The organism is Lysobacter sp. CA199, from assembly GCF_052078715.1.
Lineage (GTDB): Bacteria > Pseudomonadota > Gammaproteobacteria > Xanthomonadales > Xanthomonadaceae > Lysobacter.
Genome location: NZ_JBQJIL010000001.1, coordinates 220,004 through 232,725, shown reverse-complemented (window position 1 = coordinate 232,725; position 12,722 = coordinate 220,004). Strand labels below are relative to the sequence as shown.

Annotated in this window: 11 protein-coding genes; 10 read left to right on the top strand and 1 reads right to left on the bottom strand. The window is 67.9% G+C overall.

The annotated features are described in order from the left end of the window. Positions 1-158: 158 nt before the first annotated feature. The 6 genes from pabC to ACTOWJ_RS01005 all read left to right on the top strand — a co-directional run bounded on the left by pabC (position 159) and on the right by ACTOWJ_RS01005 (position 4,589). A complete protein-coding gene (pabC, locus tag ACTOWJ_RS01030) occupies positions 159-1,004 on the top strand; it encodes an aminodeoxychorismate lyase (protein WP_441332720.1) in 846 nt (281 codons plus the stop codon). A 62-nt stretch (positions 1,005-1,066) separates the two neighbouring features. Continuing rightward, on the top strand, positions 1,067-2,227 hold the full coding sequence (mltG, locus tag ACTOWJ_RS01025) for an endolytic transglycosylase MltG (RefSeq protein WP_441332719.1): 1,161 nt from the start codon (positions 1,067-1,069) through the stop codon (positions 2,225-2,227). Beyond that, positions 2,224-2,865 (top strand): dTMP kinase, encoded by a 642-nt coding sequence (gene tmk, locus ACTOWJ_RS01020; protein WP_441332718.1) that lies wholly within the window; start codon positions 2,224-2,226, stop codon positions 2,863-2,865. Before mltG ends, tmk begins: the two co-directional genes overlap by 4 nt. Further along, complete coding sequence (locus ACTOWJ_RS01015; protein WP_441332717.1) at positions 2,862-3,836, top strand: DNA polymerase III subunit delta'; 975 nt, start codon at positions 2,862-2,864, stop codon at positions 3,834-3,836. Before tmk ends, ACTOWJ_RS01015 begins: the two co-directional genes overlap by 4 nt. Then, positions 3,833-4,192, top strand: coding sequence for a PilZ domain-containing protein (locus tag ACTOWJ_RS01010; RefSeq protein WP_336093446.1), 360 nt, complete (start codon positions 3,833-3,835; stop codon positions 4,190-4,192). The genes ACTOWJ_RS01015 and ACTOWJ_RS01010 overlap by 4 nt, the downstream gene beginning before the upstream one ends. A 34-nt stretch (positions 4,193-4,226) precedes the next feature. Next, positions 4,227-4,589 (top strand): hypothetical protein, encoded by a 363-nt coding sequence (locus ACTOWJ_RS01005; protein ID WP_441332716.1) that lies wholly within the window; start codon positions 4,227-4,229, stop codon positions 4,587-4,589. 225 nt (positions 4,590-4,814) lie between these two features. Here ACTOWJ_RS01005 and ACTOWJ_RS01000 read toward each other — a convergent pair whose 3' ends face one another. After that, positions 4,815-6,884, bottom strand: a complete 2,070-nt coding sequence (locus ACTOWJ_RS01000) for a 3-hydroxyacyl-CoA dehydrogenase NAD-binding domain-containing protein (protein ID WP_441332715.1) — start codon at positions 6,882-6,884, stop codon at positions 4,815-4,817. A gap of 243 nt (positions 6,885-7,127) precedes the next feature. Between ACTOWJ_RS01000 and rpoE the strand changes: the two genes are divergently transcribed. The 4 genes from rpoE (at position 7,128) to lepA (ending at position 12,627) form a co-directional block, all read left to right on the top strand. Then, the gene (gene rpoE, locus ACTOWJ_RS00995; protein WP_441332714.1) at positions 7,128-7,748 is read left to right on the top strand and encodes an RNA polymerase sigma factor RpoE; all 621 of its coding nucleotides are present in this window, start codon (positions 7,128-7,130) and stop codon (positions 7,746-7,748) included. Beyond that, positions 7,748-8,779, top strand: a complete 1,032-nt coding sequence (locus ACTOWJ_RS00990) for an RseA family anti-sigma factor (protein ID WP_441332713.1) — start codon at positions 7,748-7,750, stop codon at positions 8,777-8,779. The genes rpoE and ACTOWJ_RS00990 overlap by 1 nt, the downstream gene beginning before the upstream one ends. A 201-nt stretch (positions 8,780-8,980) precedes the next feature. Then, complete coding sequence (locus tag ACTOWJ_RS00985; RefSeq protein ID WP_441332712.1) at positions 8,981-10,540, top strand: DegQ family serine endoprotease; 1,560 nt, start codon at positions 8,981-8,983, stop codon at positions 10,538-10,540. Positions 10,541-10,833: 293 nt separating this feature from the next. After that, positions 10,834-12,627, top strand: a complete 1,794-nt coding sequence (lepA, locus tag ACTOWJ_RS00980) for a translation elongation factor 4 (RefSeq protein WP_441332711.1) — start codon at positions 10,834-10,836, stop codon at positions 12,625-12,627. Positions 12,628-12,722: the final 95 nt, after the last annotated feature.

The following is a 12,722-nucleotide window of genomic DNA, read 5'->3' as shown; positions in this document are numbered from 1 at the left end:
GCGAGTTCACAACTACGCCGATACCTGCAATGCGCTTGCGGATTCGCAGTCGCGGCTTGCGCCGCTCCTACAGGGCTGCGGCGGGGTTCGTCGTACGGGTAAGTTCGCATTCGCGGCTTACGCCGCTCCTACAACAGCCGCGCCGGCGCTAGGATGCGATGCATGACGACCGCATCGGCCACGCCATGAACGAAGCCCGCATCTTCCGCGGCGGCGAGCGGGTCGATGCGCTCTCGCCGTACGATCGCGGCCACGCCTATGGCGACGGCCTGTTCGAGACCCTGCTCGCGCATCGCGGCGAACTGCCGTGGTGGGGCGCGCATTGGGCGCGGCTGGCGCGCGGCGCACAGCGTATAGGGCTGCCGTTGCCCGATCCGGCGCAGGTCCGCTGCGAGGCCGCGCAACTGCTCGAAGACCTGGGCGCGGTACTCAAACTGATCCTGACCCGCGGCGAAGGCGGCCGCGGCTACGCGCCGTCGGTGCAGGCCGAACCGGTCTGGACGATCTCGCGGCATCCGGTGCCCCCTGCGCCGCGGGCCGGCGGTCTGAACCTGCGCTGGTGCGATCTGCGCCTGTCCGAACAGCCGGCGCTGGCGGGTCTGAAGCACTGCAACCGGCTCGAACAGGTGCTGGCGCGCGCCGAATGGGACGATCCGGCGATCGACGAGGGCCTGCTGCGCAATGCCGCCGGCGAGGTGGTCTGCGCGACCGCGGCCAATGTGTTCGCGCTGATCGACGGGCAGTGGCGCACACCGCCGCTGGAGCGCTGCGGCGTCGCCGGTATCTGCCGCGAGTTCCTGATCCCGCTCGCCCAGGCCCGGGTCGAGCGTCTGAGTCCCGAGGATCTGCAGCGCGCCGATGCGATTTTCCTGTGCAACGCCGTGCGCGGTATCCTGCCCGTGGCGCGGCTCGGCGAGCGGCATTGGGCGCCGCATCCGGCCTTGGCCGGGCTGCGGCGCCGGCTCGGCGCAGCCCATCCCGCCTTGGTTCCGCTCGAAGACTGAGTCGCCGCACCCGCGGGCGACGGTCGGCGGCGCGGCGGGTCCGGATCGTTCGAGGAGGTTTCGTGGCTGCAAAGGAAAAAGGCCGCAAGCGTGGCTGCGGTTGTCTGATCGTCATCCTGCTGTTGCTGGCCGCCGTGGCCGCGGCGGGCGGGTGGCTGTGGCAACGCTACGAGGGTTTCGCCAACGCGCCGATGAGCGGGTTGGAGAAAGGCGAGACGCTGCTGGTCGAACGCGGCGACTCGCTGCCGGTGGTGGTGCGCAAGCTGCGCGCGCTTGGCGTGAGCGAGGGCCAGGAACTGGAATGGCGCGCGCTGGCCAAGCAACTGGGCGCGGCCGGCCGCCTGCAGGTCGGCGAGTATTCGCTGGAGCCGGGCACCAGCCCGCGCGCGCTGTTGCTGGCGATGCGCGACGGCAAGGTCATCAGCCACCGCTTCACTATCGTGGAAGGCTGGAACATGCGCGACCTGCGCGCCGCGCTGGCGCGGGCGACGCCGCTCAAGCAACGCGCCGGGCAGTTGGACGATTCGGCGCTGATGAAGGAAATCGGACGCGCTGGCCAACATCCGGAAGGCCGCTTCCTGCCCGAGACCTATCAGTACACCGGCGGCGACAGCGACGTGGACGTGCTCAAGCGCGCCGCCGACGAGATGGACAAAGCCGTCGCCGCGGCGTGGAAGGCGCGCGACAAGGACAGCGTGCTCAAGAGTCCGACCGAGCTGCTGATCATGGCCTCGATCGTCGAGAAGGAAACCGGCATCGCGCAGGAGCGCTCGCAGATCGCCGGTTTGTTCGAGCGCCGGCTCAAGCTGGGCATGAAGCTGGAGACCGATCCGACCGTGATCTACGGCATCGGCCCGAGTTACGACGGCAACATCCGCAAGCGCGATTTGCTGACCGACACGCCGTACAACACCTACACCCGAACCGGCCTGCCGCCGACGCCGATCGCGATGCCGGGACGCGCCGCGCTCAAGGCCACCGCCAATCCGGCCCCGGGCGATGCGCTGTTCTTCGTCGCGTCCGGCGACGGCAGCGGCCGCAGCCTGTTCGCCGCGACCTATGCCCAGCATCAGGCCAACGTGCGGCTGTATCTGCAGCGCTACCGGCAGAACCAGACCCGCGGGCAGCCGGAGGAAGGCAAGGCGGTGCTGGAAGAAGCGGCCGAAACGCCGGCCGCGGGCGAAGCGCCGGCCACACCGGTCAAGCCTGGAGCAGGCCGATGACGTTGCCCATCCACGCGCGCTTCGTCACCTTGGAAGGCGGCGAAGGCGCGGGCAAATCGACCGTGCTGGCGGCCTTGCGCGCAGCGTTCGAAGCGCAGGGCATCGCGGCGGTCTACACCCGCGAGCCCGGCGGCACCCCGCTGGCCGAGCAGATCCGCGGACTGATGCTCGACACCCATCACGAGCCGGCGACTGCCGAAACCGAATTGCTGCTGGCTTTCGCCGCGCGCGCCCAGCATGTGCGCACGACGATCCTGCCGGCGCTGGAGCGCGGCGCCTGGGTGGTCAGCGATCGCTTCACCGACGCCAGCTATGCCTACCAGGGCGGCGGCCGCGGCCTGGATGCGGACTTCATCGCCGATCTGGAACGCCGCGTGGTCGGCATCCGGCCCGCGCTGACCTTGCTGCTGGATGTGCCGGTGGAAGTGGGCCTGCAGCGCATGCGCGGCCGCGGCGCCGCCGATCGCATCGAAAGCGAGCGCAACGATTTCTTCGAACGCGTGCGCCAAGGCTATCGCGACCGCGCCGAGGCCGAGGCCGGGCGCTTCGAAGTCATCGACGCCAGCCAGGCGGCCGACGCGGTCGCCGCGCAGGCGGTCGCGCGGCTGCGCGCGTTGATCGCGCAGGCAGGGCGATGAGCGCGGCGTTCGCGCCCTGGCAGCGGCGCATCTACGATCAGGCCAAGGCCTCGATCGACGCCGGCCGCCTCGGCCACGGATTGCTGTTCTGCGGCCCGGCCCAGTTGGGCAAGCGCTCCGTCGCCGAACGTCTGGCCCAGGGCCTGCTGTGCCGCGAGCGCAGCGCGCAGGGCGAGCCTTGCGGCCATTGCCGCAGCTGTCTGCTGCTGGCCGCCGGCACCCATCCGGACTATCAGCTCGTGAGTTTCGTGCCGAACAAGGAAGGCACCCGGCTGCGCACCGAGATCGTGATCGAACAGATCCGCAATCTGTCCGAGCGTCTGTCGCTGACGGCGCAGTACGGCGGCGCGCAGATCGCGATCATCGATCCGGCCGACTCGATCAACACCGCGGCCTGCAACGCGCTGCTCAAGACCTTGGAAGAACCGGTGCCGGGGCGCTATCTGTGGCTGGTCAGCTCGCACCCGGCGCGCCTGCCGGCGACGATCCGCAGCCGTTGCCAGCGGCTGGAGTTCCGTTTGCCGCAGCCGGAGGAAGCGCTGGCCTGGCTCAAGGCTCAGGGCCATGGCGAGGCGGCCACGCGCGAGGCGTTCGAAGCGGCGCGCGGGCATCCGGGTTTGGCACACGAATGGTTAGGCGGCGATGGCCTGAAGCTGCGCCGCGAGGTCGCCGCGGATCTGGGCAAGCTCGCGCGCGGCGAAACTTCGGCGCCGGAGATCGCGCAACGCTGGGTCGGCGACGAGCACGCGGCCCTGCGTCTGCGACACGCGTCCGACATCGCGCTCGCCGAGGCCGCTTCCGGCTTGACCGACCCGGCGCGCCAGCGCAGTCTTGCGGCTTGGTTCGATCGAGCCAACCGGACCCGCGACTTGTTGCGGACCACGGTACGCGCCGATCTGGCGGTGGTGGAACTGTTGATGGTCTGGCGCGCCGACGAAGGGCGCCGCGCCGGGGGAGGAAGCAAGGCATGAACGCACCAGCGGGCGCAGCGCGGCAGGGCATCTTGTCGCTGACGATCAAGGACAAGGCCGCGCTGTACAGCGCGTACATGCCGTTCCTGAAATACGGCGGCATCTTCGTCGCCACGCCCAAGCGCTACTTCCTCGGCGATGAAGTCTTCTTGTTGCTGACCCTGCCCGAATCCACCGAACGCCTGCCGGTCGCCGGGAAGGTGGTCTGGGTGACCCCGACCGGGGCGCAGGGGCATCGCGCCGCCGGCATCGGCGTGCAGTTCGCCGAGACGGCCGAGGGCGATGCGGTCAAGGGCAAGATCGAGGCCTTGCTGGCCGGCACGCTCACCGCCGAGCGGCCTACGCACACGATGTAAAGCCGGCCGCCGTTCTTTTTTCGCGAGAGTCCGTATGTCGTCGGTGTGCGCCCTGTCTCCGCCGGATAAGCGCGTCCAGGCCACGCGCGTGGGCGACGATCTGTTGCGCCATTACGGCAGAAAGCCTTACTACAGCGTCGAGGAAGTCAAAGCCGCGAACCGGCGCAATCGGATCTCGATCGACGTGGAATGTTGGTCGCATGCGATGTTCAACAGCCACGAAGATTTCGACGCCATGCATGCGGCCCTGGGCGAGGTATGCGATTACGCCGGGATGAAGCTGCAGATGCTCGAAGCGGTCAGCGCGGGCGCGGGCGGCTGGTTCGATTTCGATCTGGATCTGTCGTGGCTGGAGTTTCCCGACATCGATTGGTCGGTATTCGATTTTTTCGATTGAGCGCGGCGATGAGCGGATTGTCGCGATGCCCTGTAGGAGCGGCGCGAGCCGCGACCGCGGCATAACGGTAACGGCGAAGCATTCGTCGTAGTTGCGATGTCGCGGTCGCGGCTCGCGCCGCTCCTACAGGTGGATCGCGCGATTTCGCGCATGGCCTGCCGCATCGCCGAAACGAAAAAACCGCGCGATGCGCGGTTTTTTCGTCGTGGCCGATGGCGCGAACGCTTACCGTCGCAACGCCGGTGAATCCCAGCCCGGCCGCGGCGCGAATCGATCGCCGTACCGCGCCTGCAATTGCTTCAGCCGTGCCAGCACATTGTCCACGCCGGTTTCTCGCACGTATTGGATCGGGCCGCCGCGGAACGGTGCGAAGCCGGTACCGAAGATCACGCCGGCATCGAGCAGGTCGCCGTCGGTCACCACGCCGTCGTGCAGACAGGCCACCGCTTCGTTGATCAGCGGCAGGATCAGGCGGTCTTCCAGGTCGTTCGGCGCCTTGTAGTCCTTCGGCAGTTCGGGCTTCTGCGCGCGGCCGTTCTCCCACTTGTACAGGCCCTGGCCGTCCTTCTTGCCGCGCTTGTTCGGCTCGATGTTGGCCAAGGCCGAGGGTACGGTCAGGCCGAGGAACGGCGCCAGTTCCGCGCCGACGCCGGCGGCGACGTCCAGGCCGACAGTGTCGATCAGTTCGATCGGGCCCATCGGCATGCCGAACTTGACTGCGGCCTTGTCCAGCGCCGGGCCTGGAATGCCTTCGGCGAAAGCGGTGCCGGCTTCGAGCAGGTACGGAAACAGCACGCGATTGACCAGGAACCCCGGCGTGCCGGCGACCGGCACCGGCAGTTTGTCGATCGCCTTGCAGAACGCGGCCAGGCGCTGCTCGGTCTCCGGCGCCATCTGGTCGTGGCGGATGATTTCCACCAACGGCATCAGCGCGACCGGATTGAAGTAGTGCAGGCCGCCGAACTGGGCCGGACGGCGGATGTGTTCGCGCAGTTCGTCGAGCGGAATCGACGAGGTGTTGGTGGTCAGCAGCGCATCGGGCTTCATGCGCGGCTCGACCTGCTGGTACAACTCGCGCTTGGCCTCGGGCTTTTCGATGATCGCCTCGATCACCAGATCGGCGATGTCGGCGCCTTCGCCGGCCAGATCGCCCTTCAAGCGCGCGGCCACGGCCGGCCGCTTGGCCTCGTCCTTGACCTTCTTGGCGAACAGCGCCTGCGCGCGCTCCAGGGCGCCATCGATGAAGCGTTGTTCGCGATCGCTCAGGGTGACCTCGAAACCCTTGTAGGCCGACCACGCCGCGATGTCGCCGCCCATCACGCCGGCGCCGACGACGTGCACGTTCTTGATCTTGTGTTCTTTACCGCCCTGGCCCTTGAGGCGTTCTTGCAGGAAGAACACCCGGATCAGATTGCGCGCGGTCGGCGTGCCCGACAGCTTCACCACCGATTTGCGCTCGGCCGCGAGCTGGGCCTGGATGCCGCCGCCGGTGCGTTCCCAGGTCGAGATCAACGCATACGGCGCGGGGTAGTGATCCTTCTTGGCCTTACGCGCGACTTGCTTGACCAGCATCGGCGCGAGGATCTTGCGCGCGAGCCAGGTGTTGCTCGCCCAGCCCCTGAAGCGCTGCTTGAACGGGCGCTCGTCGCCGCGTAGCGCGAGCGCGGCGGCGGTATCGACCAGCACGGCGGGCTCGGCGGTCTTGTCGACCAGGCCGATCGCGCGCGCGGCCGACGCCGACAGGGCGCGGCCGGTCAGCATCATGTCGAACGCGGCCGGCGCGCCGACCAAGCGCGGCAGACGCACGCTGCCGCCCCAGCCGGGGTAGATGCCCAGCTTCACTTCCGGCAAGCCGATGCGGGTCGACGGATCGGTGCTGGCGACGCGGTAGCGGCAGGCCAGCGAGATCTCGGTGCCGCCGCCCATGCAGAAGCCGTGGATCGCCGCGACCGTGGGGCAGGGCAGTTCGGCCAGGCGTTGGAACACCTGTTGGCCGCGACGGATCGCATCGCCGACCGTGCCCTTCTCGTCGAAGGTCTGGAATTCCTTGATGTCGGCGCCGGCGATGAAGCCGCTGGCCTTGGCCGAGCGCAGCACCAGACCCTTGGGCGGATCCAGCGCCAGCCGTTCGAGCAGGCCGTCGAGCTCGATCAGCACTTCCTGGGCGAAGGTGTTGACCGGCGATCCTTCGCGGTCGAAGGACAGCACCAATACGCCGTCCTCGCGCAGTTCGGTGTGCCAGTGCCGGGCGCGTAAGCCGTCAAACGCGGGGAGGCCGTCGAGGGCTGCAGTCATGCCGCACCATCCGTTCAGGTATGGAATAAGACGCTATCATCCCGATCTTGTTTCGCTGCCGTCAAATCGGCGTTGTCCGGGCACGCCGCGCCGGGCGTTTCCGGCGCCCCGTCGCGCCTTGTGTGACACTTGGCGGTTGCGAGCGGTCGCCGGTGGCCCCATTAATCCTGCGATTGAACTTTTCCCCGACAGGGTTGTCCCATTGTTCGGCCATGGCCGAGCTGACAGGAGTGCCGGCGCGGTATGGCCGATAACGAGTTGTTGGACCAGGAGCTGGTCAGGCGTGTCCAGCGCGGCGACAGCGCGGCCTTCGATGCCTTGGTGCGAAAGTACCAGCATCGGATCACCGCGTTGATCGGGCGCTACATTTCCGACTGGAGCGAATGCCAGGACGTGGCCCAGGAAACCTTCATCCGCGCGTACCGCGCGATGGCGAATTTCCGCGGCGACGCCCAGTTCTATACGTGGTTGCATCGGATCGCCGTGAACACCGCCAAAAACTATCTGGTAGCGCAGAACCGCCGCCCGCCGACCGACGATATCGACGCCGGCGACGCCGAGCAGTTCGAGACCGGCATGCGCCTGCGCGACACCGACACCCCCGAGCACGAGTTGCTGCGGCAGGAGATCGAGCGCACGGTCATGCGCGTGGTCGAGTCCCTGCCGGAAGAATTGAGATCGGCGATCACCCTGCGCGAGGTGGACGGTTTGAGCTACGAAGAGATCGCGCAAAAGATGGCCTGCCCGATCGGCACCGTGCGTTCGCGGATTTTCCGCGCCCGCGAGGCCATCGATACGGAACTTCGGCCCCTCTTGGACAACCAAGACCAAGGTACCCCACGCAACCGGGAGCGCGCTCACTGATGGCCTCTACCCCCTTCCAACCCGATGCCCATGGCGACGATCGCGAGAATCTGAGCGCGCTGTTCGACGGCGAGCTCGATGTCGATGCCGCGCGCTTCGCGCTCAAGCGGCTCGGTCACGATGCGCAATGGCGCGAAACCTGCGGCCGCTGGCAGTTGTGCGGCGACGTGCTGCGCGGACACGCGCAGGGCAAGGCCGCGCCGGGTTTCGCCGGCCAAGGTTTCGCCGACCGCGTCAGTGCGGCGATCGCCGCCGACGCGGCGTTGCAGGCCACCCGCGATGCGGTCGTTCACAGCGAGGCCGGCATCAAGCCGCGTCGCGCGGCCGGTTCGCGGCGCGGCTGGATCGGCGGCGCTGCGCTGGCCGCTTCGGTGGCGGTGGCGGCGCTGTTCGTGGCGCGGCCGTTCGCGGACGACTCCGCCAGCGGCGCGGCCGATCCGACCCAGGTGGCCGCGCAATCGGCGACCGTGGCGCCGGCGCAGACCGCGCAGTCCAATCCCGATCCCGCGCCTAACCCCGCGCCTGTCCCGGCGCCGAGCGGTGAAGCCCTGGCCGCCGTGCCGGCCGAGGCCGAGCCGTCGCTGACCTCGGCCGATGCCTCGGGCATCGCCGCCGCTGCGGTCGCGGTCGCGGAAATTCCGCGCCGCATCAACGAACGCCGTTCGCGCGGCCAGAGCCAGCGCGCGGCGATCCGCGCCTCCGACCGGCAGAGCCTGCAGGCGCAGCTGCCACTCGCCGCGGCCGGCGGTGCCGGACCGATCCTGGTCGCAGACGCCGCGCACGCCAATCCGTTCCGTCCGCAGCAGAGCGAAGTGCCGGCCGCCCGTCCGTGGCCGCGCGCGGCGTTGCCGGGCTATCAGGCGGCCGGCAGCGGTTATGTCGCCAACTACGGCAGCTCCGGCCTCGGCTCGCCCTCGTTCTACCCGTTCGAGCCGGCCGCCACGGCCGAGCAAGCCCGGCTTGAGCAAGCCCGGCTCGAGCAGCTTCGATCCCGGCCGCCGGTCCAGGAACGGCCGCAGCCACAGCCCTAAGCTGTCGCTGCGGCGCGGATTCCGGCTCCTGTCTTCAAGCCCGTGCCGTCGAACGCGGCCGGGCTCCCCGAACTCCAGCCGAATGCGCGGTACGTCCGCGCAATGGGCTCTCGTTGTCTCCCGTTTGTCTCCATTCTTCGGATAACCACGTCGTATCGAGGTCGCTGCCCCATGAATCGCCTGACGATGAATCGCTTTCCCATGAGTTCCACCCCGGGCCGCCTGCGCAGCCGCCCTCTGCAGTCGCTGGCCCTGGTCGGCGCGATCATCGCCGCCTTGCCGGTGGCCTGCACCGCGCAGCAATCGGCCACGCCGATCGCGCCGCCGCCCGCGGCCACACCGTCGGCACCGCTGGTCGCCGGTTTGCCCGACTTCACCAATCTGGTCCAGCGGGTGGGGCCGGCCGTGGTCAACATCAGCGCCGAGGTCACGCCCAAGCGCGAGCGCACCGCGCGAAACGCGCCGCAGCTCGATGAGGATCAGATCCCTGAGTTCTTCCGTCGCTTCTTCGGCCCGGACGGGGTTCCCGGCGGTCCGGGCGGTCAGGGTCCGCGCCAGCCGCGCGGCGGCGCCCGCTCGATCGGCAGCGGCTTCCTGATTTCGCAGGACGGCTATGTGCTGACCAATCACCACGTGGTCGACGGCGCCGATACGGTCACGGTCAAGCTCACCGACCGCCGCGAGTTCAAGGCCAAGGTGATCGGCAGCGACGAGCAATCTGACGTGGCCCTGCTCAAGATCGACGCCAAGGCCCTGCCGTTCCTGCGTACCGCCAATGCCAGCCTGACCAAGGCCGGGCAGTGGGTGGTCGCGATCGGCTCGCCGTTCGGCCTCGACCATTCGGTCACCGCCGGCATCGTCAGCGCGGTCGGCCGCAGCAATCCGTATGCGCCGGACCAGCGCTACGTGCCCTTCATCCAGACCGACGTGGCGATCAATCAGGGCAACTCCGGCGGCCCGTTGCTCAACACCAGCGGCGAGGTGGTCGGCATCAACTCGCAGATCTTCTCCAACTCCGGCGGCTACATGGGCGTGAGCTTCGCCATTCCGATCGACGTGGCGATGAATTCGGCCGAGCAGTTGCGCTCCAAGGGCAAGGTCAGCCGTGGGCAGCTCGGGGTGGTGGTGCAGCAGTTGACCTCCGAAGGTGCCCGCAGTCTCGGGTTGCCCGACAGCAACGGTGCGTTGATCAGTCAGGTGTTGGACGGCGGTCCGGCCAGCAAGGCCGGCATCGTGCCAGGCGATGTGATCCGCTCGGTGAACGGTACGGCCGTGCATGAGTCCAGCGACCTGCCGCCGCTGATCGGCAACATGGCGCCGGGTTCGAAGGTCAAGTTGGGTGTGTTCCGCGACGGCAAGACGGTCGAACTCAACGTAGCGATCAACGAACTCAATGCCGACAGCGTGGCGGGTCTGTCCGACGGCGGTGATTCCGATCGCGGTGGCGACTCTGCCGGTCCGACGGCCAAGGGCAACACCCTGGGCATCGTCGCCCAGGACGTCGACCCCGCCGCGCGCCAGCGCCTGGGCCTGAAGCCGGGCGAGGGCGTGGTGGTGCGCGACCCGGGCGCCGCCGCCGGCGATGCCGGGGTGCGGTCGGGCGATGTGATCCTGTCGGTCGGCCGTACCCCGGTCGGCAGCGCTGCGGCGCTGAACCGGGCGTTGGCCGGGGCCCAATCCGGGCAGACGGTAATGCTGCTGGTCCGTCGCGGCGCCCAGACCACCTTCATCGCGGTCCAGGCCGGCGGCGAAGCGAAGTGATTCCGGCCTGCCGGCCTCGGTCCCGTGTTTCCAGCCGGAAGCGCGGGACCGAGGCGGCGGGTCCAGACGGGACGTACCGGGCGCCCGCCGAGCTTCGGCGGGCGTTCTTGCGTCCGCCGCCGGTTCTCCGAGCCCGGTCGTCGTCGCGGTCTGTGAACGCGGCCCGGCGGATTTCCGACCCGTGCCACGTCCGCGCCACCAAGAACCGCCGGCGGCGGGGGGTGTGCGATAATCTCCCGTTAATTTTCCTGTCCGTTCACACTTTGGAGTCGGCGAGTCTTACGTCGCCCTGCATGCACCTGATCCGAAACTTCTCCATCATCGCCCACGTCGACCACGGCAAGTCGACGCTCGCCGATCGCATCATCCAGTTGTGCGGAGGTCTCGAAGCGCGCGAGATGGAAGCGCAGGTGCTCGACTCCAATCCGATCGAGCGCGAGCGCGGCATCACCATCAAGGCCCAGTCCGTCTCGCTGCCGTACAAGGCGAAGGACGGCAACACCTATCAACTCAATTTCATCGACACCCCCGGCCACGTCGACTTCAGCTACGAAGTCAGCCGTTCGCTGGCCGCCTGCGAAGGCGCGCTGTTGGTCGTGGACGCGGCCCAGGGCGTGGAAGCGCAGTCGGTCGCCAACTGCTACACCGCGGTAGAGCAAGGTCTCGAAGTAGTGCCGGTGCTGAACAAGATCGATCTGCCGACCGCCGACATCGAGCGCGCCAAGGCCGAGATCGAGGCGGTGATCGGCATCGACGCCGAGGACGCGGTCGCGATCAGCGCCAAGACCGGCCTCAATGTCGATCTGGTGCTCGAGGCCATCGTCAAGCGCATCCCGCCGCCCAAGCCGCGCGACACCGACAAGCTGCAGGCGCTGATCATCGACTCGTGGTTCGACAACTACCTCGGCGTGGTCTCGCTGGTGCGGGTCATGCAGGGCGAGATCGTGCCGGGCAGCAAGATTCTGGTGATGTCGACCGGCCGCACCCATCTGGTCGACAAGGTCGGCGTGTTCACGCCCAAGCGCAAGGATCTGGCCAAGCTCGGCGCGGGCGAAGTGGGCTGGATCAACGCTTCGATCAAGGACGTGCACGGCGCGCCGGTCGGCGACACCCTGACCTTGGCCAGCGATCCGGCCGCCAAGCCGCTGCCGGGCTTCCAGGAAATGCAGCCGCGCGTGTTCGCCGGCCTGTTCCCGGTCGACGCCGAAGATTATCCGGCGCTGCGCGAAGCCCTGGAAAAACTGCGCCTCAACGACGCCGCGCTGCGTTTCGAACCGGAAAGCTCGGAGGCGATGGGCTTCGGTTTCCGTTGTGGCTTCCTGGGCATGCTGCACATGGAGATCGTGCAGGAGCGTCTGGAGCGCGAGTACGACCTCAACCTGATTTCCACCGCGCCGACGGTGATCTACGAAGTGCTCAAGACCGACGGCACGGTGTTGCCGATGGACAACCCGGCCAAGCTGCCGCAGTTGAACTTGGTCGCGGAAATCCGCGAACCGGTGATCCGCGCCAACATCCTCACGCCGCCGGACTACATCGGCAACGTGATCAAGCTGTGCGAGGAAAAGCGCGGCGTGCAGATCGGCATTACTTATATGGCCAGCCAGGTGCAGATCAGCTACGAGCTGCCGATGGCCGAGGTGGTGCTGGATTTCTTCGACAAGCTCAAGTCGGTCTCGCGCGGCTACGCCTCGCTGGACTATCACTTCCTGCGTTTCCAGGAAGGCCCGTTCGTGCGCGTGGATACGTTGATCAACGGCGACAAGGTCGATGCGCTGTCGATCATCGTCCATCGCAGCCACGCCGACCGGCGCGGCCGCGATCTGTGCGAGAAGATGAAGGACCTGATTCCGCGGCAGATGTTCGACGTCGCCATCCAGGCCGCGATCGGCTCGCAGGTCATCGCCCGCAGCACGGTCAAGGCGATGCGCAAGAACGTTTTGGCCAAATGTTATGGTGGCGATATCAGCCGCAAGAAGAAGCTGTTGGAAAAGCAGAAGGAAGGCAAGAAGCGGATGAAGCAGGTCGGCCGGGTCGAGATTCCGCAGGAAGCCTTCCTCGCGGTGCTTTCCACCGACAGCAAGTAAGAGCGGGAATAGGGAGTGGGGAATCGGCAATGGTGAGCGTCGTCGGACCGATGGATTCCGATCCCTCCCAGCAAGGGTTTCCCGAAGTTTTCGTT

What these genes read in the sequence shown, in the direction of transcription:
- pabC (WP_441332720.1), top strand. Translation starts at nt 159, where the DNA reads ATGCATGACGACCGCATCGGCCACGCCATGAACGAAGCCCGCATCTTC.
- tmk (WP_441332718.1), top strand. Translation starts at nt 2,224, where the DNA reads ATGACGTTGCCCATCCACGCGCGCTTCGTCACCTTGGAAGGCGGCGAA.
- ACTOWJ_RS01015 (WP_441332717.1), top strand. Translation starts at nt 2,862, where the DNA reads ATGAGCGCGGCGTTCGCGCCCTGGCAGCGGCGCATCTACGATCAGGCC.
- ACTOWJ_RS01010 (WP_336093446.1), top strand. Translation starts at nt 3,833, where the DNA reads ATGAACGCACCAGCGGGCGCAGCGCGGCAGGGCATCTTGTCGCTGACG.
- ACTOWJ_RS01005 (WP_441332716.1), top strand. Translation starts at nt 4,227, where the DNA reads ATGTCGTCGGTGTGCGCCCTGTCTCCGCCGGATAAGCGCGTCCAGGCC.
- ACTOWJ_RS01000 (WP_441332715.1), bottom strand. Translation starts at nt 6,884, where the DNA reads ATGACTGCAGCCCTCGACGGCCTCCCCGCGTTTGACGGCTTACGCGCC.
- rpoE (WP_441332714.1), top strand. Translation starts at nt 7,128, where the DNA reads ATGGCCGATAACGAGTTGTTGGACCAGGAGCTGGTCAGGCGTGTCCAG.
- ACTOWJ_RS00990 (WP_441332713.1), top strand. Translation starts at nt 7,748, where the DNA reads ATGGCCTCTACCCCCTTCCAACCCGATGCCCATGGCGACGATCGCGAG.
- ACTOWJ_RS00985 (WP_441332712.1), top strand. Translation starts at nt 8,981, where the DNA reads ATGAGTTCCACCCCGGGCCGCCTGCGCAGCCGCCCTCTGCAGTCGCTG.
- lepA (WP_441332711.1), top strand. Translation starts at nt 10,834, where the DNA reads ATGCACCTGATCCGAAACTTCTCCATCATCGCCCACGTCGACCACGGC.